We start from the raw sequence: 23,423 nt of genomic DNA on the forward strand, positions 1-23,423 counted from the left end.
CCTCAAGTCTTGATATATGAATTAACGAGCATTGATTGAGTGGGTTATTTGCCATAATCGACGCAGGTAACCTAGTTGACTTAATGGTTGAAACTCCATTTCAACCAATTCTATTTCTTCCTGTGGGGTCGTATCATTCAGTAGGATTTGTACCGGACCAAATACACCATAACGTGCATGTTGGTGACCCAGAGAACTTGCGCCAAAGAGCAATAGCTCACCTTTAACGACGAGCCACAATTGTGGCAACTTTGCCAGCACCGGAGCGTTGATGGCGATTTCAATCAAAGAGATAAGCTGTTGCTGATTATTACTGACGCAAATCCGTTTAATGGGATGTTTAGGCCGTTGAATACAAGCTACCAGTAAACTGATTAACATAATCGGTAGGGTTAATAGAATTAACAATGCCGCCACTAATCGGGTGATAAATGACACCTTGGTTAATTTCTTTACCTTGAGATGACATGTAGAAACAAGACTAGGATCGTTGACTTTAACCCAAGTGTTTTTGGCAATATCGATAATGTAATCTTGAGATACAATTTGATTGCTAACATTAAGGTTATTACCAATGTATGTATTGGGTAATACGATACTATTGCTTAATTCGCTATTATCGATATAACAATGCTGGCCGATCACGATCGCACCGTGACATTTTACCTGATTATTTAAATAGGTATTGGCTCCAATGTTGCCGTAAGTTTTTTGGTTTGCAAAACTAGGGTGCTGTGTTTGATGTTCAATTCTAAGTTGGTTATTTTTTTGCGCGGAATCAACTCTACGGCCTTTTAAGCCAAAGGTGTCGGCATGTTTAATAATATAATGGTTTGCGGCAACAAAATTGTCGATGCTGTCTAGATGGAAAGCCATACCGTGTAAGACTTGATTAATGGTTTTATCGTTATCTTTTTGGGGAGCGGCTAATGGCCAATTTAAATTGTGCCCATGTAAGCGGCCTTCGGGTAGCATTAATAGTCCAGGGTTTAGATCGCTCATTGAGGCTAGCACAAATGCTTGTTTAACCTGCTTGGCAAATTCAACAAAACGTCTAATACAAGGTGTGCGAACAATATCACCCCTCACGACTAATAGAGACTGATTAGGGTCTAATTTCATCCGTTTTAATACTGATTCAATATCTTCTTCTGGTTTGCTTAAAAAATATTCGATAGTTAAATTCCATCTAGCACCGTTAGCAACATGGGATTCAATTTCTGCAGCATTATTGGCGATGACTAATTTTGCACGGGTAATACCCGCTTGAGCAAGATCTTCAAGGGTATAGTCAATTATTGCTTTGTTGGCCACGGGTAATAACGCAGCACAGTATTGACGATTCAATGGTGCCAGTTCGGTCGCTGAACGGTTGGCAAAAATAATGGCTTGCATATCCTTACTCCTAGTATGCACCCCGGGCGAAAATAACTGCCGGAATGGTCTTAAATAATAACTTAATGTCTTTTATCAGTGATTGTTGGTAGATATAATCAACATCAAGTTCAACCTGTTTGTCGAATGGAATGTGAGATCGGCCAGATACTTGCCAAATACAGGTAATACCGGGTTTAACCATTAATCTTCGTCTATCTGATAACTGATATTGGTTCACTTCACTGGGTAATGCAGGACGCGGGCCAACTAATGACATATCGCCTTTAAAGACGTTCCAAAGTTGTGGTAATTCGTCAATTGATAGCTTACGGATCCAAGCGCCGATGTGAGTGATCCTAGGATCAGATTTCATCTTAAACAGCACCCCACCTTGCATATCATTCTGTGCAGTTAATTTACCCAATCTAGCTTCTGCATCGGTAAACATTGAACGAAACTTAAACATAGTAAACGGTTGATTGTCTTGTCCTGCACGGGTTTGGCTAAAAAATACATTGCCTTTTGATTCAAGTCGTATCGCACAAGCCGTGAGTAATAAAAGCGGAGACAGCATCAGCAATAAGCTAGCCGACGCACTAATATCCAATAGCCTTTTGCTGATTTGGTTTAACTTTATTTTGCTGAAAAACCATCGTTGTTTACCCCATGATTTTCGCTGTGTGGTAGCGTCTAAAAGGTTGACGTTTATCGATGTCGCAACCAACGGATTTGCATTTTGAGACGGCGTTGATGCAAATTGCAATGTGGCTTTGTTTGCACTCTTATGCGCTAGTAATCGCTGCGCGATCAAATCAATTAATACCCGCAGAACAAACAATGGGTTGCCAATAATATATCGACGCCACATTCTCTTAGGCTCTTGCATTAACCGCCAAGTCCATTCCATTCCCATTTGACGGAGTGCCAAAGGTGCACGAGTGACCGCATCAGCATAAAAGTCGAATAACCCTCCGACACCAACGGCTGCTCCCACATTCAACTGATGCTGATGATTAGCTATCCACATCTCTTGAGTAGGAGCCCCCATAGCGACCAATAAAATTCCGCTATCAGACTGATTAATATGCTTAATGACGTCCTCAGTTTGATGAGCTTTAAAATAGCCATCTTGTATGCCGGCAATGCGTAATTGGGGATAACGTTTTGTCATGTTCGCCGCGGCTTTTTCTGCTACGCCAGGTTTAGCACCTAAAAAATAAATAGATGTGCCATTTTTGGCTGCTTGTTCACATAAGCGTGGAAACATATCGGTGCCATTAACATTATCTTTAAGCACAATGTGGTTGTATTTACAGGCTAAGCGCAAACCACTGCCGTCAGCAAAAACCTGCTTGGTTTGATTTAATACTTGGCGATACTCAATATTGGTATGGGCAATATTCATGCAGTCTGTATTGACGAATGCGAAAGCGTCACAGTTACGGCTTCGGCCACTGGTTAATAAGCTATCAATGGCTTGTTTCATGGTGACGTTACTAATCGCCACTTTGAGTAAGGTAAAATGGGTCTGGCTAGTGCAAACCATCTTTGATGACAAGGTATAACCTATTAAGCAACGAAGGGTTGTTAATATATAGCGGCTCACTGAGGCATTTAATTTCGGGTCAATGGTAAACTTGTCATAGGCAATACCCATTCTTGAGTGCATTTGGCTAAAGGACATTAAACCTGGACGGACTATATAGTCTTGATATTCCAATACCTCATATTGATATTGACAACCCACAAAGCCAAGCTCACCTTTAATCACATTAATGAGGCCTAACCAATAGGACCATTGCGGCTGAATAAATTGTAATAACGCGATAGGTTTTTCATTGCCGCTGTGTAAATAGACCACTTCAATCGCTTGAGCGTGCTGATATTTCAAGTAACAAGCTTTTAATAATAACAACGGACTGACCAAGAGTAGTAATATCAAGCTGATAATTGATTCAACTATTCTGACTGACCATGAAATGTTTTTGATGTGAGTGCGCATAAGCCACCTCGATAACCATTGTGGTACGGATAGGAAACTCGGTGAGTTTCCTAATGAGTTATCTAGATAATGCTTAAATCGTGCCACTATTTATAATGTTGATTTGTATAGGTTTATTTTGATTTTTTTGGGTTTGTTTCACCTGATTGCAGTTTGCAAAGCAGCTTGCAATCAGATGATATTGCTTGAATGAACCTTGTTATAAGAACGCGGATGACACGCCGTCACGGATAATCTTGTATTTTTGGATTAAACCAATGATTTTATGTCCTACACTTTCACACCAATGGTAGCAAATTGCCGGCAGTATCCATTGTAAATAAGCGGCACTCACAGTGCTAATTGTCCTGCCCATTTCATCGATTAGAATTTTAGGTGACGTTTGCAATGCTTGGGTGGCTAATTTGGCTGCCATTTTGCCATCTTTCATTCTTATTGCTTGACGAGCTAAATAACGTAACTGATAAGCTCGTGCAACATTTTCATGACGTTTTAATAGTTTAGGAGCAAAATATCTTGCCTTGTTGATCATTTGCTCCCAAGAGGCAAGCTGCTTTAGTAAGTTAGCGGATAATCCGCCATGGTTAAGTCGATAATAAGTTAACGGTTGCGGCAATCCTTCCATTTTCCACTTAGTGGTTGCCACAATACGCAGCCAACATTCGATATCTTCAGATTGACGAAATTTTTCATCAAAATAACATGAGTACAACTCATATTTGTATACCGCTTGAAAACGAATATCATCCAACGTTTCGCGACGGATAACGGGTGCTGAGCCATTACCAACCGGATTACGGCAAAGTAAATGTGCAGCATCAATATTAGTTAACTGTGGCATTTGGTAAAAATCAATCGTTTTGCCCTCATAGTTCATAAAGCTTGAACGTGAAAAGCTGATCCCCACCTTAGGGTTTTCGTCTAAATGGGTGCAGTGACGCTGCAGTTTTTCTGTATGCCACATGTCATCGGAGTCAATAAAGGCGACGTATTTACCTAAAGCATGACGAATTCCGGTATTACGAGCAGCTGCCAGTCCTTTGTTTTCAATATGATTAATGATACGGATACGAGGATCGATTATTTTCTGACAAATTCTCAGACTATTGTCCGTCGCACAGTCATTAATGATGATAAGTTCAAAATCAGTAAATGTTTGACTTAAAACAGATTCAATGGCTTGTTTTACAAATTTCTGCACATTATAAACGGGCATGATTACAGAGATTTTAGGGCTCATGATGATTCTCCTACAGGGCTTAATTGGAGAGTGCTTTTAAACACTCTTTGATAGCTATAAATACTCACTAGCGGTAACGTGATGAGATAGGTGACCATTACTGTTTGAGCTACGGCAACGAGGCTATATTGACAAGCAATACTGATGACCACGGCATATAGAGCGGTTAGTAATAGGTTGATTTTCAAATTGACTTGGCTTAAGCCATTAACGAGCAATAATTGACTAGCGGCTTCGCCTAATGGCCTTGCTAAACCACTCAGACACAAAAACAGGAATACACTCACAGCATCCGTTGCGAGCCATTTATCGCCATAGACCATGGGCACATACCAATGTGATAACAGGCTTTGTAATAAAATTATCGGGATGGTTATCGCCATAATGGCAGCAATGCTGCTGAGATATTTAGCACAAAGATCGCGCTGTAAAGAACTGCGTTGACAAAGGTGACTGTAAAACGCGGTGCCAAAACTTTGTATTAAGCCAAGGCTGATCCCTAAACTGATGTTATAAGCAAAAAAGTACACTCCGAGTGTCTCTACCCCCATAAAGAAACCAATTAGCAAGTAATCGATATTTTGTCTAAGGGTGGTGGTGAGATCGCTTAAGCTCACCGGAATACCAAAAGCTAACAACGAGGTTATTTTAACCAAGTTGATGTCCCTAAAGGTGTTCGAAGTAGACAGCGTTTGAGGAAGAGGATTTTGATAACGATGGATCGCAATCCAAATAAAAATAACCAGAACTTTGGGTAAAATAATGGCCCAAATTCCAAAGCCTAATAATGCCAATGTGGCCGTTAAAAACGCATCTATTAGGGTCTGCCATAAATTAGCTCTGCCCACAATACGCATATTATTTCTACGCAAATTTAATGTTGCATACTGCATACCCATTGGTAGAAATAAAAAGCTCGTCGCCATTAGCGCGATAGGCATAACCAATTGAGGAGATTGGTAGTAGTTCGCTAATGGAAAACTAATCGCCACCATAAGCAAAAAGGCAATGATGCAGACGATGACATTGACCCAGTTTGCACTGTTAAAGTGGTCGGAAAAGGTTTGATCATCCATGCGAATTAATGCCGCTGAGGTAATACGGCGAGTGGCGGTGCAAATGAGTTCAAATAGGGTGAGTACGATTGCTGCTTGGCCAAAAATTTCGGGCATTAATAAACGCGCTAAAATAACACTGGAAACTAAGCGGATCATCCGGCCACTAAATTGCGCAGAACCAAGCCACATCATACTTTTCCCCAACCCCGCAAAGCCTTGATTTATGAGTTGGCTTGATTGATATAACTTATTAACGTGCCAGTTTTTCATATTAATCCCAGGGTAATTTACTGCATAGATGCTATGCCTCGTAGGGATTGATACATAAATTGTGCCATATTTTAATGCATTGTTTTATATGGTTTATTTGTTTTTTTAATTGAGAAAGGCGATTTGTGAAAGGTCGTGTTGCAGATTGCAAAAGCAAAATGCAACGTTCGATAGTCTGGAGGGCGTAAGCTTTATTTGTTGAATCTGTCGAGAAAACCCTGTGATCCGAGCGGAGCGAAAGTCGCAGAGTAGTTCACTTAACGAATATCGCTAAGTGATAGACTTGATGAGTAAATGACCTTGATGAAATTGATTTACTGCTTGGTGTCAACAAGGTGCGATGGCGCGGTCGGTGGATCAATAAGCGCTTTGCCCAAAATGATCAACCCAGGCCAAAATAGATAAGCGAGAATTTCTAAGTTTTCACCAAAAGTGTATAGCATTAACAGCATCAGTATCGCCATGCCTACTTTTGCCAATGGGTGGGTAAAAATCCTCAGCAATAACACCACAAATGTCACTAGCATGGGAATAGCCAGTGCTATAGCCCCCACCAAACCTTTGACAAATAATAGCCCATACCAAGTATGGTGAGAACCAATTGGCATAAACTCCACCATATGCGGTCCTCGCTCAACAATACCATGACCAAACATAACCGCTTCGTTCCACCATCGTTCAACAGCAATATCAGCTAAGGACTGTCGAACCCGAGTGGAGTCTGCTCTGGCTCCTTTCACCGCAGCAATAGTCATGGTTATTTTATTCAGAATGGATTCACCAACAAATCCAGTCGCTAAAATGATAGGGCATAATATAAAGTACAGGAGTGGGGTACGGACAAATTTTAGCATCGAGAAGTAGCCAAATAAGGCCATATAGCAAATTAAGGCCAGCCGAGATTGAGACATTAGCACCATAAGTAAACTGCCAATAACCCCCCAACGTTTCCAACGACGAGAAGACTCTTGAAGTGCAAAAATAAAATATAAATTGCCCAACATCCCTAATGCGGGAGCCCAAGGTGTAAATAAACGCCAGCGCGGGATCCCACTGCCAGGATCTATCTCATATAAGCTTAATGAGAAAAACTCAGGCCCTGGGCCACCAATAATACTTAATGGGGAAACATATAAGGTACTGGGTAATTTAAGTAGCCATGCCAGTACAAATATCGGCAGCAATATAACGGTATGTTTGCAGACTTGACAACACGCTCGGTAAATAACTTGCGGCCTAATGTCTAAACAACCAATTACAGGAAAAATAGCCAATAAAGCCCATCCCTTAGCCCAGCCTATACTCGACTTTATTAATTTGGCTATGCCCAAGCCCTGTTCAAGATGGCCAACAATAAGGGCGATTAACATCACCCACATACCTAATAACCAAATATACAGCGTTAAGCTGATGGTACTTGCGGGTTGATAAGACAGCTTTTTGACCAGTAAGCGACAAAATAAAATCCAAGCAATAACCGGAGCGATAATATAAAGGGCTCCCACTAGCCAAAACAAATAGCTGTAGACTATGGCTTTGTAGACGATTCTTTCGTCAGCATTTTGCGGAGTAACGGTTTGCGGATCCATAAAATACTCAGTCCTATTATTGCCATAAACGATGCGCAAAAGGCCGCAACAAGTAATAACATGGTCGCCAAATTATCTGCTTTAGAAGCAAATGAAGGTGGCGACAATAATTGCAATAACGGATAGGCAGTAAAAATATCCGCTTTACCTACATCCATTTTGGCTACAGCAGAGGTCATTACCGCGGTGGCCAGTTGATGAGCTCGATGTAAATCTTCTAGTTTTGCGGCATCATCATTAGACAAGTCTAAACGGATTTCCCAGTGTACAATTTGTTCATCCAATGTGCTAAGTTGTTGCTTTAAGCCAAGATGTTTAGCCCTTAGTTGTATCAGTTGCCCCATTAACTCTGCGCGGCCATCAATGTCTTTTAACATCAGTATATTCAGTAGCTTGGTTTGTTGTATACGCTGTTTTTGTCTTAATAATAACGTTATACGCGCTTCTAAGGCCGTTTGTAGTTTAGTTTCTTCGGCACGTAAACTGGTTATTTGTGGATGATTAGTTCCATAATGAGCGGATAGGGCATGTTGTTGGCCCATGGTGTCATTGTAAGCCATTAATAGCTGCTGAAAGAGCTTATCATTATGCAGCTTTAACAGAGCTGCGGCCTCATCAGATGATGTTCCTAAATGTTGATGTAGACTTTGTTCTTCCGCTTCAATTCCGGTTAATGTAGACAGCATATTGACCCGACCATGGCGTAATCGCTCAATGGTTAATGCGAGTTCTTTAAACTGATCAAGTGATACTAAACCACGTTCTGACTGAAAGGCTAAAATAGCATCTTGAGTCTTTTTTACTTTGCTATTGTAGCCAGCTAAACCTTGACTAATGCCACTATCTCGAAGATTCACTTCATCGGTACGAAGGTCGCTGAGCAGCTGTTGTAATGAACGATATAATGCCCAACCTTTATCTTGCGCTTCTTGAGCTGTACCGCCTTTAACGCTAAATTCCATTAGACCCGTTTGGCTGGGTAACGTAAGCTTTGGCTTACCGAGTTGTGCAACGGACATTTTTAATTGTTTTGCCGCCTGAGTCATTAACATATCACTGCTAGATATGGCTTTATAATTTTCTCGAGGATCAATTGCCGAACTCAAATAAGGTGAGCTAGATGAGCTGGTTGCTTGGCCTACGCTATCTAGGTTAACTAATGCTCCAGCACCATTACCGGGTAAGATTAATATCCACTTTGACACGTAAGAGGTGGGTTTAATCACCAGTAATATCGACGTCATGATCCAGATAATTAATAAGCTCATCATTGCCGTTTTAAGATATAAACGCTTACGTGCTTTGGGGGTGAGTTTACTGCCTTCCAATGCTGCCCGTTTTATCCAAAATAAGTAAGCCAATTCGCTTAAGCTATTATCTTTGGCATCATTGATTTGATAATCAGCTTCATTGTTATTGTGTGCCCTTTTTTGCTGGTTTTTGTCTTCAATAACATTATCCATGACATGCTCCTTATAACCAGCCAATTAAGCTGCTTGGAATAATGACGTCGGTTAGGCTACGTGCAAGTTCACGGAAGTTGGTCATTCTTGAGTCATAACAGGCAATGCCATCACCCGGTAATAACACTGGGTTCATATTATTTTTCCAAGATTGCTGTATTAACCCATCAATCGAACGTTCGACTACATCCATCTGATTCGATAATGGATTTTTAGTCACTAATAATATGTAACGACTGGCATTGGTTGATTGCGCGCCGCCGACACAGTTGGCTGCAATGGCGCCATGGAGTAAGCGTGTACCGTAAGGGAATCGGGTGGCTTCTCTGTCTACTGCTGATTGGCTGTTTGAACTTGCTGGTTGGGTTAAGTTAGACATAAATACTCGAATACCCGGTGTTGTAATCGGCGATGGTCTAGCCAATTCGTCATTGAATTGGTTTGTTGAGGGGACATACACTTTGTCCCCTGCCATTAAGGTAAACTCTTGAATCGATTCGCCGGTTAAAACACCTGTTAAGTCGATGCGGTATATCCGATTATCACGAATAACATTCACCGCCGTTAAATCGGCATCTGGACGAATACCTCCAGAAGAACGAAGCGCTGCATCAATGCTTCGCTCAGTGGCTTGATCACCAGAAAAATCACTTCCGTCATCTTTAGTTTCAATGGGTTGTTTTTTATTAATCATGTGCTGACCAGGTTCATATACCGCGCCAGAAGTGGTGATATTAATCGGGGCCCAACTGATGGGCACAATGCTGATACGGATAGCAGCAGGTTGCATCAGTTTTTCAATGATCAATTGATGCCTGATGGCATCGTTCAATTGTATTAAGGTGAGGTTTTTTGCTGATACACTTTGAATGAATGGCAGGTAGATATTGCCATCGGCATCAATTTCAACGGCTTTACTGAAATCTTCACCGTTTAAAATATTAATATCTAATTTGTCACCCACCGACAATTTCAGTTGGGCTTTTTGCCATTGCGAGTCAATTAAGCCCGGGGCAAGGTGTTGCGCCTTAACACCTTCTTTAGTGAGCAAATGGCTGTTTGCATTAATGTATGGATTATTGATTGGCACGTTTTCAATTAAGCCCAATTTAAGATTATTTGGACGTTGGGCACTGATCTGTCGATCATAAGGCGTGTGCTGACCAAAATAGTGGCATTCACTTGAGGTCGTTAACTGGCAAATATCTTCGCTTGCTGGTCTATTGGGGGTGACGCAAGCTGAAACACTTACGCAAAATAATCCAATGAGCGTAACGTGGGATAAGTTTGTCATGATAAATTCCTTAATAAGTAAAGCCCAATAATCTGCCCGTATTGACACTAGCGGGTCATTTCTTTTAAAGGCGTATCTTCATGCAGCCCATCAAGCGCTTGCTCTTCAGATTCATAAATATCCATAATATGATGCAACCGAGTTAACTCAATTAATGCTCTCACGCTGGAATTTGGATTTAACAACACAATATTCCCTTGATAATGCATGGTATTTTTACGTGCAGAAATCAAAACTGAAAGCCCACTTGAGTCAATGTATTCAAGCTGGCTCATGTCGAAGACCAGTCGAGTATTACCCTTGTTGATGTATTCTAAAATAGCGGCTCTATATGTTGGCGTTTGTGCCATTACCATTTTTCTTGGTAAGCGAACTACACTCGCGTGTTGTTGTGCTTTTAATTCGAAGTTCATAATGTCGCCCTCTGATTTATCATGTAACAAAGTGAATATTGGTATTATCAATCATTGATTTTTATATCATCGGCTGAGAATATCTTTAATTACTAAAAGATATTGCAGTATATGTGCCAGTTATTTTATTGTTTAATTTCAATTGATTGTATGTATTCGAGAGTGTTTTTTGCAAATTGAGGGTGAGACTTTGCAGATTGCAATGCATTGGTGCATGCCGGAGGGGGTTATTTTTAGTGATAAGTCAGTTCTGACGTGCAGCGAAGATTTTAAAAAGCAGTAAGCTGGACTAATTTACTGCTTTTATAAGGGTTCGTAATCGTTATTTCTGTCTGTAAGTGGGTTAGTTTCTTAATAAACTCATCCTTAGGTGGCTGCCTAATACTGTGGGTTGATTCCACACCTGATCCATCCAACTATACATTATCCATAAACCCCGACCATGTTCCTCATTTTGATCAGGACAATCAATCAAAGCGGGTAATTCGGTATAAAGAGCATTATCAAGTAAGTCGACGATGACGCTATCGGTATTACAGTGCATTAATAAGGTAATGTTGGCAGCATCACAGCTTGTGTGTTGAAGGATATTATTGACGCCTTCTAACGTACAGGTAATGACTTTAAAACGCTGTTTATCACATACTTGGTTGTTCAGCATAAATTGTTCTAGTTCGATACAAAATTGCTGCTGCTCAATAATTTGAGGCGTTAAGTTTAATTGTAAACTATTCATAATGCGCTCCTTATGGCATTTTATCACTTATGGATCCCGATGAATTAACCGCTTTGTTTGCCTGATGGCTTTGCTGGTTATGGCTTTTTTGGTGTTCAACAGACTTTTTCTGGTGCCACAGTCTGTTGGAAAACAACATAAGTGACATGTCGTCTTGTGCTTCACCTTGTTGCCACATTGACAATGCATGACGAATACGATGGATCATCGCATCACCACTAATTGCGTGGTTGACAATGCATAATGTTTTGAGCCGTTCAAGACCAAACATACCCAACTTCGGATGGTTAATTTCATAAATACCATCAGAAAAAATCATTAGATGTTCATCATCAGCTAAGTGACCTTGGCAGTCGATATATTGAGTGTTTTCATCAATACCAATGGGTAAACTCGAAGGGATGTCGAGTGACTCACAGCGATGTTGGCTGATGAGAAAGGGCTGTGGGTGACCGGCATTGCACATTTCATATTGGCCACTTTTACTGTTGATTTTTCCTATTATCATCGTGGCAAATTGACCGTGCTGGCAGGGGTCTGAAAAAACCTGATTAATGTAATCCATTAGTACTGCTGGAGATTGATGCCAATCTACTCGACTTGGGTTTAATGATTGTGCCAGGGCGAAACTTTGCATTGCGGCCCCCGCGCCGTGACCTGACACATCGATTAAGAAAAATCCGATCCATTGGTCGTCAATAGTAAAGCATTGAAACATGTCACCGGCCAACTCATTTGCTGCAGCGAAATAATGATTCACTTGCCAATTTTCTAAGATGAATCGTTTGTCAGGTAATAATGCATGTTGCAATTGAGCGGCTTGCTTCAATTCATATTTTTTCTGATCAAGTAATTTTTGTGTTTTATGAAATGCCTGATTAAGTGCATTATTTTGTGCTTTCATTATCTGTTGTGCCTTAATCAGACGAATAGCGGCGATGACACGCATCTTTAGCACTTTGGGTTCAAAAGGCTTAGCTAAATAATCATCTGCTCCAGACTCTAATGCATAAATGAGGTCATCAGTTGCATTATTACCGGTAAGTAACAGTATGTAAGGAGGTGAATCAGTTTGTTTCAATAATTTACAGACGGCAATCCCAGTTAATTTAGGCATACGCCAGTCGCTGATGAGTAAATCAATGGGGTGATTTTCACACAAGGATAAGGCTTGTTGCCCGTCGATACACTGATGCAATACGATGTTGCAATCTTCAACCTGCAGCAATTCCAACAGACTTGCGATAAACAGTCTTTCGCTTGTCGAGTCTTCTGCGAGCAGTATATTGATAGTGTGTGTTAACTTAGCCAGATTCATGTTTTACTCCAATGTTGACCTTTGAAGGTTTACTGATCAACCTTCACACTGTGTCTTCGGTGTTAATTCCACTATTAACCCATAACTACAATCAATAACTACAAGCAATAACTATTCCATTCTTCAAATAACTTTTAAAACATGATCTTGTGAAAATTTATTTGCTATACCTGTTTTCAATTTTCAATTTGCAATGTCGTTATTGCAAAATGCAATAGCCTCATCCATAGTAATTGTATAAGACGTTTATCAACGTTATTTGCTGGTCCGTAAGGGAGAGGGAATTTGTCTTTTCGATTGAAAACGATTATAGGAGTGGTACTGATTGAAGCCATATTGCTATTTATTTTGGTCTACACCAGTATTGATTACCTCAAACAATCTAACCAGTCTGAAATTGAGAAACGAGCGAGCCTAACCACGAGCTTATTTTCGGTAGCGGCTAAAGATGCGCTAAATGAGTTGAATAAAACCACCTTAAGAGAGCTAGCCAAAGAGCTTAGTCACAAACAAGAAGTCAGCTACGTTTATATTTTTAAAAATAATCAACTTATCGTCGCAATGCACAAAGAGTCCAGCAATGTTATATGGGGCGTTGATGAAGTAGGCCAAATTGATGAACAAAACAATATTTTTGATATAACCAGGCCAATAATTAAGGATGGGCTTGATATTGGGGCTGTTCAAATCGGATTTGACCGCTCTGGATTTGATGCCTTTTTAATTCAAGCTTCTAGCCGGCTTTTATCTATTGCGGCTGTTGGAATACTCCTCGCCGCACTATTTTCTTGGTTATTAGTTGTGTATTTGACTCGTAATCTGATGCAATTACAAATAGCCTCAAAACTTATTTTGCAAGGTAAAACCGGGGTGCAAATACCGCTTGTCGGTAAAGATGAAATTGCTCAAACCACCACTGCTTTTAATCAAATGGTACAAAATATTGATTCAAGAGCTCATGCCTTAACGGGAGCAAACGTCAGATTAAATACTATTTTAGAATCAGCTGCGGACGGATTTGTTATCATTGATGTTAACGGCTTGATTACTGAAGTGAATAAATCTGTGACCCGTCTTTTTGGCTATAGTAACGAGGAGCTGGTGGGTGAAAATGTTTCTATACTGATGCCAATAGCCGATCGAGAAATGCATGGCCACTATATAAAGCGTTACCTTGACGGGGCTGAAGCTAAGATAATCGGTACCGGCAGAGAGTTGATTGCTGAACACAAAGACGGACATCAATTTCCTATTGAGTTGTCAGTGTCTAAAATGGTCATTGATAACAACATTTTATTTTTGGGATTTATTAAAGATCTTACTGCAATAAAGCTTAATCAGAAAGCGGCTGAACGAAGCCAGTCAATTTTACTGGCGACGCTTGAGGCAAGCCAAGATGCATTAATTACTATTGATATTACCGGTAGTGTAGAAGAATTTAATCCAGCAGCGATTAAGCTTTTTGGTTATTCCCGCGAAGAAGTGTTAGGTAAATACTTAGAAGATTTAATTATTCCTAAGGCATTGCAACAAGCTCATCGAAAAGGTATGGAACATTATCGGCAAACGGCCAAAGGGGCGGTGTTGCACAAACGGATTGAGGTACCCGCCCACAATAAAGATGGTAAAGAGTTTCCCATTGAGTTAAGGGTCATACCTATTCAGCTGGGAGATGATGTTTTATTTACCGCATTTGTACGGGATATTTCTGAGCAAAAATCAAAAGAAGAAGAGTTGCGACTTGCCAAAGAGCAAGCTGAAGCAGGCAGTAAAGCTAAATCACGCTTTTTAGCCACCATGAGTCATGAAATCCGCTCTCCATTAAATGCCGTGCTGGGTAGCGTTGAGTTACTCTTGGGGTCATCGCTTCAAAAAGAGCAACGAACTTATGCTACAACGGCTAAAGAAGCGGGCGATGCGCTATTAAACACCATTAACGATATTTTAGATTTTTCTAAAATTGAAGCAGGGCAAATGGTGCTTGAGTCTCATGAGTTTGAACCCGATAACCTAGTAGCTCAGGTGCTGCAGATCCTTGCCAATAAAGCATTAGAAAAAGGCGTACATCTTGCCAGTTATATTAATCGCAATGTTCCACAGCGTTTAGTCGGTGATCCTCAGCGGCTTCGTCAAGTGATCCATAACCTGGTTGACAATGCGATTAAGTTTTCAAATTCAGGTTGTATTACTGTAGAAATGTGGATACCAGATAGTCATAAAGAACGTGTTGAGCTATGTTGTTCAATATCAGATCAAGGTATTGGTATCAGTGTGGATGCTCAAGCAAAGCTATTTGTTGAATTTTCCCAAGTTCACGACACCCATACCACTAATTATAAGGGGACGGGTTTAGGGTTAGCGATTTGTGCCGAATTGGTACGGATGATGGATGGTGATATCTCGGTGGAAAGTGAACTTGGTAAAGGCAGCCGATTCAATTTGTTTGTGACGCTAGATAAAAGTACCAAAGCAATAAATCATTATGCAAAATTACCTGAACATTCTCGAGTGCTGATTATTCACCCTGATAAGCAATTGTGCAAATTGGTAAAAAAACAGTATATAGAATACGGTGTAAAAACAACGTATATAAATGATGTCGCTAACGTTTTTAAACTATCGCGAGTTCGGGGACGGTTTGACCTCATTTTACTCGATGATTCATACATTATGTCGGTTGATAGAAAGTTATTGAAAATTTTACATAATGACTTTTTATTGCCACAAGGTATTTTAGCTGCATTGAGCACTGGAGTGAATACTCAAGTGTCGCAACTATTAAATGAAATGGGCATAGAGCAAGTCGTTAACAAACCCCTTAGTCGCGCGATGTTGCTAAATCTAATCAGCGGATCAACCCAAGAAACCAAACTTGAATCGCAACAGCGAGATAATGTTTCATTTCCTCAACACTGTAAAATCCTCTTGGCTGAAGACAGTCCTGCAAATCAAATGGTTGCAGGAACGATGTTGACTAAACAGGGGGCTAATATTGATTATGCTAACAATGGTGTAGAAGCGGTTAACATGGCGCTTAAAACTGACTATGACATCATTTTAATGGATATTCGTATGCCAGAAATGGATGGGTTAGAGGCGACAAGCCTTATTTTACAGCAAAAACCTAAACAAATTATTCTGGCGATGACAGCCAATGTATTCAAAGAAGAGTTAGAGGCGTGTACTCAGGCAGGAATGCTTGATTTTATTGGTAAACCGGTCAATAGCAAAGATTTGATCGACGGTGTCGCTAAGTGGGTTAATAAAGCGCAAACATCAACACGCGATGAGCCAGAAGATCAAGTCGAAATAACTTTGCAGCAAAAGATGGCGCTTGAATTACCGCATAGTGTTGATTGTCCCTCAGAGGAACAATCTGAGGAAGACATTAACATGAATTTACCTTTATCACTGTCGCCAAACAATGATATAGCTGCTGTCCAAAGCAATACATTGCAAGAGACTAAGATGAACATTGGCCTATTAAATTTTGATGTAATAGCTAATTTAGTCGATGTTATTGGCGAAAAAACCTTAAAGAAGATGCTAAAGGTCTTTTGCCAAGAAGTACAAATGAGAATAGAAACATTACAAAGACTAGGACCTGACGGTGACATGAGTCGAATTGAAGATGAAGCTCATACCCTAAAAAGCAGTTCTGGTAGTTTTGGGGCTGCAGCATTGTATGAAGCTGCTAAAACGTTAGAAGTGGCTTCAAGAGAGGGCAGGGATCCCATAGCAGAATTATTAGAACAGACTATTGTCATAGCAAATCAAAGTGTTGATGTAATTAAACAAATTTATCAATTAGATGATTGAAGATTCATTTCAACAACTGAAGGATCATTATGGGATTTCGAGTCGTTTTAGTCGAAGACAGTATATCTTTAGGGGCGCTTTATACCGAATACTTATACAGCGAAGGTGCCGATGTCACTTTAGTGCATTATGGTGAAGATGCGCTAACAGAAATACATCGTCAACCGCCAGATATACTTATTCTAGACATCAAACTGCCTGATATGTCTGGAATGGATATCCTTGCTCAGGTGAATGAAAGCCATCCAGATATTACAGTGATAATGATCACCGCTCACGGTACTATTGATATTGCTGTAGATGCTATGCGGTCCGGCGCGTTTGATTTTTTAGTTAAGCCATTTGACAGTAAACGTTTAGCGATAACGTTACGTAACGCGTTGAAGCAAAGGCAATTAGTTAAACTGGTTACACAGTATGAAAACAGCCTACCCAAAGCCAACTATCAAGGGTTTATAGGTGAGTCATTAGCCATGCAAACCGTGTATAAAACGATTGATTGCGTCGCTAATAGTAAGGCTTCGGTGTTTATTTTTGGTGAAAGCGGTACTGGCAAAGAGGTCTGTGCACAAGCTATTCATAATGTGGGTAATCGCAAGCATAAATCATTCATCGCACTCAATTGTGCTTCTATCCCAAAAGAGTTGATCGAGAGTCAGATTTTTGGTCATACCAAAGGCGCTTTTACTGGGGCGGTGAGTCAGCGAGATGGGGCTGCAACACAAGCTGATGGTGGTACATTCTTTCTTGATGAAATCTGCGAAATGGAGCTTGAACTACAAAGCAAGTTACTGCGCTTTATTCAAACCGGAGTATTTCGTCGAGTGGGGGGAAGTAAAGATGAAAAGGTCGATGTGAGGTTTATCAGCGCCACCAATAAAGATCCTTGGCAACAAGTGCAAGAAGGCTTGTTTAGAGAAGACCTGTATTATCGATTGCATGTTATCCCGATTGAGTTGCCTCCACTCAATCAGCGCGGTAAAGATATTTTATTAATTGCCAATAAACTGTTAAAACAATACGCGAAAGAAGAACAAAAAAACTTTAAAGGCTTCAGCGCTGCAGCTCAAAAGCAACTTCAACTGTATGCTTGGCCTGGCAATGTCCGACAGCTACAGAATATTGTTCGCCAAATTGTGGTATTGAACAATGCCGATGAAGTCGAAGTAGCCATGTTACCCTCGCAAACCAGCAAACCGTTATCAAATCTGGTTCAGGCTCCTAGTGTGTATGGCGTTAATCAAACCGTTGCCGTTATGCAAACTGCGCCGACAAGTTCTGCACAACCTGAAAACAGCACTCTTGATAATACGCCATTAAGTGACATCAATACGGTCGTGATTGAAGCCTTATGGAAAACTGAGAAGCGAACGATTGAAACCGCAATTGAACTTTGCGAAGGCAATATCCCAAAAGCGGCAGCTATGTTAGATATCAGCCCCTCTACGATATATCGAAAGAAGCAATCTTGGGATGATATGGAGCTTAAATAGTCGTGTTGCTGTGTAACAAAAAACCTGCAAATACAGGCTTTTTGTCATAGAGCTGCACGATGTTAACTATGGTAGTGCTCGCAAGCGTATAAAGTATTTTCAAGCAAACTGGCAATGGTCATCGGGCCAACTCCGCCAGGAACCGGGGTAATAAATGCCGCATTTTTAGCGGCAATATCAAATTCAACATCACCCACTAGGCGGCCATTATCCAAACGAGTGATACCAACATCAATAACAATCGCGCCGGGTTTTATCCATTCGCCAGGAATAAACCCTGGTTTACCCACAGCAACAACCAACAGATCGGCCTGACGGACTTTTTGTTCTAAGTTTTTAGTAAAACGGTGACAGGTTGTGGTGGTACAACCGGCTAATAATAATTCCAGTGTCATTGGACGACCGACAATATTTGATGCACCCACCACGGTAGCATCTAGACCATAAGTATCGACACCGGTTGATTTGATTAAGGTCATAATGCCCATAGGGGTACATGAACGTAGCACTGGAATGCGTTGTGCTAAACGGCCGACATTATAGGGATGGAAGCCATCAACGTCTTTATCTGGACGTATACGTTCAATGACCTTTGAATCATCAATATGATCAGGTAGAGGAAGTTGTACAAGGATCCCATCAATGCTTGGATTAGCATTACACTGGTCGATTAGAGCTAATAGTTCTGCTTCAGTAGTGTTGATGTCGAGGTCAAACGATTGCGATTCAAAACCGACTTCCTCACAAGCTCTGCGTTTACTGCCAACATAAACTTGAGATGCGGCATCACTGCCCACTAAAAGAACCGCAAGTCCTGGCGCGCGAAATCCAGCTTGTCTACGTACTGCTACTTTTTGTTTTAGTGTGGTGCGGATAGATTGTGCAATGGCTTTACCGTCAATAATTTGAGCAGTCATGGCTGTTGAGTTTCCTTTGAGTGGCGCGGGTGTTGAAGTCAATTGTCGATCGGCGGTTATTCTAGCAGGCGTATTGAAGAGTGTCATTTGCTAGACGAGGAAAATACAGTGAATAAACTATTCGCGCTATGATACTAATCATAGTTTTTGCTGCTAAATTCGGCATATAGCATTTAGGGGTAAAAAAATCGTTGACGATAGCAAGGTGACTCGTTAATATGCGCTCCGTTCTCGAGACAACCTTGTTATTGTTTATCGATAATATAAAACTCGAATACAAAACTAGATTTTCGGTGATTAGCGCAGCCCGGTAGCGCATCTCGTTTGGGACGAGAGGGTCAGAGGTTCGAATCCTCTATCACCGACCAAATTAAATGTTATTTGCTATCATAGTGAGTAACAGAACAAGTAAACTTGTTCAGCCAGACAGGATACAGCGTTTAGCTGTGACCATGCGCCCGTAGCTCAGTTGGATAGAGCACCCGCCTTCTAAGCGGGTGGTCGCAGGTTCGAATCCTGCCGGGTGCACCATTTCAGTGGTGATTGTAGCTCAGTTGGTAGAGTCCCGGATTGTGATTCCGGTTGTCGTGGGTTCGAGCCCCATCAGTCACCCCATTTTTTCTGATTAACTCAAACTATCGTATAAAGACCCTTTATGGGTTGTCGTTATGTTTGTTTTGGTCACGATAATTATTTTGCTGCAGAGCATTATCAACCTAAGTCAACAATCTCATTTCGCACATTAAACGTGCAAACACATCAAAATTGATCACAAGTCGGCTTTTTTATCACGTAAATCGACCTTTTCAGGCTCGACTCTGTTAAAAACGGTAGCTATAATGTCGCGTCTTGATAAATATCAAAAATAAGCTAACTGCACCAACAGCGTCTTCAGCATCATTAATATCGCTGTGCTGGGTGTCAGAGCTAAACCCGTGGTCAAGAAACGAATATCTAATGGTTGAGTTGTCGACCATTACAAAGAACGTTAGACATATTTCGAGGTAAAACAATGCAAGTTTCTGTTGAAACAACTCAAGGCCTAGAGCGCCGCCTAACTATTTCTGTACCTGCTGAGCAAATCGAGAAATTGGTTAAAGACAATGTATTGCGCGAAGCAAAGCGTGCTCGTCTTCCAGGTTTCCGCCCAGGTAAAGTACCTATCGGCGAAATCAACAAGCGTTATGGTAAAGCCATTCGTCAAGACATCACTGGTGAAGTGATGCAACGCAACTTTATTGAAGCGGTTGTGGCTGAAAAGTTGAACCCAGCGGGTGCACCAGTATTTACTCCTGGTACAACTGAAGGCGAAACATTTGAGTTCGTTGCTACGTTTGAAATTTATCCAGAAGTGGTACTAACTGGCTTAGATAACATTGCCGTTGAACAGCCTAAAGCTGAAGTAAATGATGCAAACGTAGACACTATGATTGAAACGTTACGTAAGCAGCACGCTACTTTCGCTGCGGTTGAACGTGAAGCAGTTGCTGACGATAAAGTTAAAATGAACTTTATTGGTACTATTGATGGTGAAGAATTCGAAGGCGGAAAAGCTGATGATTTCGAACTTCAATTAGGCAGCAACCGTATGATCCCTGGTTTTGAAACCGGTATCGTAGGCCATAAAACCGGTGACGAATTCGAAATCGAAGTGACTTTCCCTGAAGATTACCATGCTGAAAACTTGAAAGGTAAAGCGGCTAAGTTCGTTATTACCTTAACTGAAGTTCAAGCGGCTAATCTACCAGAAGTGAATGATGAGTTTGCCTCTTTGTTTGGTATTGCGGAAGGTGGCTTAGACGCACTTAAGACTGAAATTCGTAAAAACATGACTCGCGAACTAGAGCAAGCGTTAAAAGCGAATGTGAAAGAGCAGGTCATTACTGGCTTACTTGCAGCAAATGACATTACCATTCCTAAAGCACTTGTAGAGGGTGAAGTGAATGTACTTCGTCAACAAGCAATGCAACGTTTTGGTGACCAAACTGAAAATATGCCAGAACTTCCGGCTGAACTTTTCACAGAACAAGCTGAGCGTCGTGTTAAGATTGGTTTGCTATTAGGCGAAGTGATTAAGACCAATGAGCTAAAAGCTGAAGATGATCGTGTCAATACATTGATCGAATCTATGGCTTCAGCGTATGAAGATCCGTCAGAAGTTGTGTCATACTACAACTCAAATAAAGAACTTATGCAAAACATGCGCAATGTAGCGCTTGAAGAGCAAGCTGTTGAAGCTTTGTTAACATCAGCAAAAGTAACCGTTAAAGACGTCGCTTTTGAAGAATTTATGAACAAGGCTACCGGACGAGCGTAAGCTAAGCTTGACTTAACAAGCCGTTCGCCATTTATAATGGCTCGTATGAGGTTCCTCATGCGGGCCATTTTTATTTTAGGGAAATGAATAATGCATAAAGCACCAGAATCAGTACTCAATGCGCTTGTACCTATGGTTGTTGAACAAACAGCGAAAGGTGAACGTTCTTATGATATATACTCTCGTCTATTAAAAGAGCGAGTCATCTTTTTAGTTGGCCAAGTCGAAGAACACATGGCTAACCTCATTGTTGCTCAACTATTATTCCTTGAGTCAGAAAGCCCAGATAAAGATATTTATTTATACATTAACTCTCCCGGCGGTTCCGTAACGGCAGGCATGGCTATTTATGACACTATGCAGTTCATTAAGCCTAATGTGAGCACTGTATGTATTGGCCAAGCTGCGAGTATGGGCGCCTTCTTATTAGCCGGTGGCGCTAAAGGTAAACGTCATTGCTTACCGAACTCACGAGTGATGATCCATCAGCCATTAGGTGGTTTCCAAGGTCAGGCATCAGACATAGCAATTCATGCTAAGGAAATCCTAGGCATCAAGAATAAATTAAACCAAATATTAGCTGATCATACTGGCCAGCCGCTAGAAGTGTTAGAGCGTGATACTGACCGTGACAACTTTATGAGTGCTACACAAGCTGTTGAATATGGTATTGTCGATTCATTACTAACAAGTCGCGGCTAAAACGGGTAGCTGATTTTTTAGTTACATTAAGGTATTCTGTATTGAGAGACGTTCGGTCATCAATGTGGTTATGATAAGTATCTGCAAGCAGGGCTTAGGTTAGCTTAAGTTGTAAACAGAGGTAGAATAATGGTCGATAACAAAAATAACGGTGACAGCGGCAAATTGCTGTACTGCTCTTTTTGCGGAAAAAGTCAGCATGAAGTGAGAAAACTCATTGCTGGTCCATCAGTTTATGTATGTGATGAGTGTGTTGATTTGTGTAACGACATCATCCGTGAAGAAATCAAAGAGATTTCTCCTAAGCGTGATGAAGACAAGTTGCCGACACCCCATGAGTTACGCAAACATCTTGATGACTACGTAATAGGTCAGGATCAAGCTAAAAAAGTGTTAGCCGTAGCGGTATATAATCATTATAAGCGTTTACGTAATGGCGCAATGAAAGATGGTGTTGAACTTGGTAAAAGTAACATTTTACTATTAGGCCCAACCGGTAGCGGTAAAACATTATTAGCTGAAACACTTGCACGCTCACTGAATGTCCCTTTTGCTATGGCTGATGCAACCACATTAACCGAAGCTGGTTATGTGGGTGAAGATGTTGAAAACATCATTCAGAAGCTACTGCAAAAGTGTGATTACGACGTTGAGAAAGCCGAGCGTGGCATCGTCTATATTGATGAGATTGACAAAATCAGTCGTAAATCAGACAACCCTTCAATTACTCGTGATGTGTCGGGTGAGGGTGTTCAGCAGGCGTTGCTTAAGTTAATTGAAGGCACTGTTGCTTCAATTCCGCCACAAGGCGGACGAAAGCATCCACAACAAGAATTCTTGCAAGTGGATACGTCTAAAATTCTGTTTATCTGTGGTGGAGCATTCGCTGGACTTGAAAAAGTCATTGAGCAACGTGCACACACAGGGACTGGAATTGGCTTTGGTGCAGAAGTAAAAGGCGAAGCAGATAAAGCGACTATTTCACAGATCCTTAGCAAAGTAGAGCCTGGTGATTTAGTGAAGTTTGGGTTAATCCCTGAATTTGTTGGTCGTCTACCTGTTGTTGCTACGCTAACCGAGTTAGATGAAGCGGCATTAGTACAGATTCTATCTGAGCCTAAAAATGCATTAACTAAGCAATACAGTGCATTATTTGAGATGGAAAATGTCGAGCTTGAATTTCGTGATGATGCATTACAAGCTATTGCTCATAAAGCCATGTCACGTAAAACCGGTGCCCGTGGATTACGTTCTATTGTTGAAAGCATCTTGCTCGATACCATGTACGATATTCCATCGACTGAAGGCGTGATCAAAGCGGTTATTGATGAATCAGTAGTGAAAGGTGAATCAGTTCCTATTTTGATTTACGAAAATACAGAGACACAGGTTGCTTCAGGCGAGCAATAATTGCT

General features: G+C 41.0%; 16 protein-coding genes and 3 tRNA genes. 8 read left to right on the forward strand and 11 right to left on the reverse strand.

Annotation, left to right across the window (positions count from 1 at the left end):
* Positions 1–21 precede the first annotated feature (21 nt).
* The 10 genes from CXF80_RS00915 to CXF80_RS00960 form a co-directional block, all read right to left on the reverse strand.
* The gene (locus CXF80_RS00915; RefSeq protein WP_101030309.1) at positions 22–1,395 is read right to left on the reverse strand and encodes a sugar phosphate nucleotidyltransferase; all 1,374 of its coding nucleotides are present in this window, start codon (positions 1,393–1,395) and stop codon (positions 22–24) included.
* 10 nt (positions 1,396–1,405) lie between these two features.
* Positions 1,406–3,379 carry a WecB/TagA/CpsF family glycosyltransferase gene (locus CXF80_RS00920; RefSeq protein ID WP_101030310.1) on the reverse strand — a complete coding sequence of 658 codons (1,974 nt, stop codon included), beginning with the start codon at positions 3,377–3,379 and terminating at the stop codon, positions 1,406–1,408.
* A 199-nt stretch (positions 3,380–3,578) separates the two neighbouring features.
* Positions 3,579–4,619, reverse strand: coding sequence for a glycosyltransferase family 2 protein (locus tag CXF80_RS00925; RefSeq protein WP_101030311.1), 1,041 nt, complete (start codon positions 4,617–4,619; stop codon positions 3,579–3,581).
* Positions 4,616–5,947, reverse strand: coding sequence for an oligosaccharide flippase family protein (locus tag CXF80_RS00930; RefSeq protein WP_101030312.1), 1,332 nt, complete (start codon positions 5,945–5,947; stop codon positions 4,616–4,618). Before CXF80_RS00930 ends, CXF80_RS00925 begins: the two co-directional genes overlap by 4 nt.
* Before the next feature lie 314 nt (positions 5,948–6,261).
* Complete coding sequence (locus CXF80_RS00935; protein WP_101030313.1) at positions 6,262–7,536, reverse strand: capsular biosynthesis protein; 1,275 nt, start codon at positions 7,534–7,536, stop codon at positions 6,262–6,264.
* Entirely contained in the window at positions 7,476–8,999 is a 1,524-nt protein-coding gene (locus CXF80_RS00940; protein ID WP_232772015.1) for an exopolysaccharide biosynthesis protein, read from the reverse strand. Before CXF80_RS00940 ends, CXF80_RS00935 begins: the two co-directional genes overlap by 61 nt.
* Positions 9,000–9,009: 10 nt before the next feature.
* Positions 9,010–10,293, reverse strand: coding sequence for a polysaccharide biosynthesis/export family protein (locus CXF80_RS00945; RefSeq protein WP_101030314.1), 1,284 nt, complete (start codon positions 10,291–10,293; stop codon positions 9,010–9,012).
* Between the two features lie 47 nt (positions 10,294–10,340).
* Positions 10,341–10,706 carry an STAS domain-containing protein gene (locus CXF80_RS00950; protein ID WP_101030315.1) on the reverse strand — a complete coding sequence of 122 codons (366 nt, stop codon included), beginning with the start codon at positions 10,704–10,706 and terminating at the stop codon, positions 10,341–10,343.
* A gap of 343 nt (positions 10,707–11,049) precedes the next feature.
* Positions 11,050–11,442, reverse strand: coding sequence for an ATP-binding protein (locus CXF80_RS00955; RefSeq protein ID WP_101030316.1), 393 nt, complete (start codon positions 11,440–11,442; stop codon positions 11,050–11,052).
* Between the two features lie 10 nt (positions 11,443–11,452).
* Positions 11,453–12,760 carry a SpoIIE family protein phosphatase gene (locus CXF80_RS00960; protein ID WP_101030317.1) on the reverse strand — a complete coding sequence of 436 codons (1,308 nt, stop codon included), beginning with the start codon at positions 12,758–12,760 and terminating at the stop codon, positions 11,453–11,455.
* Positions 12,761–13,045: 285 nt separating this feature from the next.
* Between CXF80_RS00960 and CXF80_RS00965 the strand changes: the two genes are divergently transcribed.
* Positions 13,046–16,579, forward strand: a complete 3,534-nt coding sequence (locus tag CXF80_RS00965; protein ID WP_101030318.1) for a PAS domain S-box protein — start codon at positions 13,046–13,048, stop codon at positions 16,577–16,579.
* Positions 16,580–16,608: 29 nt separating this feature from the next.
* On the forward strand, positions 16,609–18,072 hold the full coding sequence (locus tag CXF80_RS00970) for a sigma-54-dependent transcriptional regulator (RefSeq protein WP_101030319.1): 1,464 nt from the start codon (positions 16,609–16,611) through the stop codon (positions 18,070–18,072).
* Positions 18,073–18,134: 62 nt separating this feature from the next.
* Here CXF80_RS00970 and folD read toward each other — a convergent pair whose 3' ends face one another.
* Positions 18,135–18,989 carry a bifunctional methylenetetrahydrofolate dehydrogenase/methenyltetrahydrofolate cyclohydrolase FolD gene (gene folD, locus CXF80_RS00975; RefSeq protein ID WP_101030320.1) on the reverse strand — a complete coding sequence of 285 codons (855 nt, stop codon included), beginning with the start codon at positions 18,987–18,989 and terminating at the stop codon, positions 18,135–18,137.
* Between the two features lie 291 nt (positions 18,990–19,280).
* Here folD and CXF80_RS00980 point away from each other — a divergent pair.
* The 6 genes from CXF80_RS00980 (at position 19,281) to clpX (ending at position 23,418) form a co-directional block, all read left to right on the forward strand.
* Positions 19,281–19,357 (forward strand) — tRNA-Pro (locus tag CXF80_RS00980).
* A gap of 86 nt (positions 19,358–19,443) precedes the next feature.
* Positions 19,444–19,520 (forward strand) — tRNA-Arg (locus tag CXF80_RS00985).
* A gap of 8 nt (positions 19,521–19,528) precedes the next feature.
* Positions 19,529–19,604, forward strand: a tRNA-His gene (locus tag CXF80_RS00990).
* Between the two features lie 397 nt (positions 19,605–20,001).
* Complete coding sequence (gene tig, locus CXF80_RS00995; RefSeq protein WP_101030321.1) at positions 20,002–21,306, forward strand: trigger factor; 1,305 nt, start codon at positions 20,002–20,004, stop codon at positions 21,304–21,306.
* A gap of 90 nt (positions 21,307–21,396) precedes the next feature.
* On the forward strand, positions 21,397–22,008 hold the full coding sequence (clpP, locus tag CXF80_RS01000; protein WP_101030322.1) for an ATP-dependent Clp endopeptidase proteolytic subunit ClpP: 612 nt from the start codon (positions 21,397–21,399) through the stop codon (positions 22,006–22,008).
* A 129-nt stretch (positions 22,009–22,137) separates the two neighbouring features.
* Positions 22,138–23,418 carry an ATP-dependent protease ATP-binding subunit ClpX gene (gene clpX / locus CXF80_RS01005; protein ID WP_101030323.1) on the forward strand — a complete coding sequence of 427 codons (1,281 nt, stop codon included), beginning with the start codon at positions 22,138–22,140 and terminating at the stop codon, positions 23,416–23,418.
* Positions 23,419–23,423 lie beyond the last annotated feature (5 nt).

Origin of the sequence: Shewanella sp. Actino-trap-3, from assembly GCF_002836275.1 — a bacterium.
GTDB lineage: Bacteria > Pseudomonadota > Gammaproteobacteria > Enterobacterales > Shewanellaceae > Shewanella > Shewanella psychromarinicola.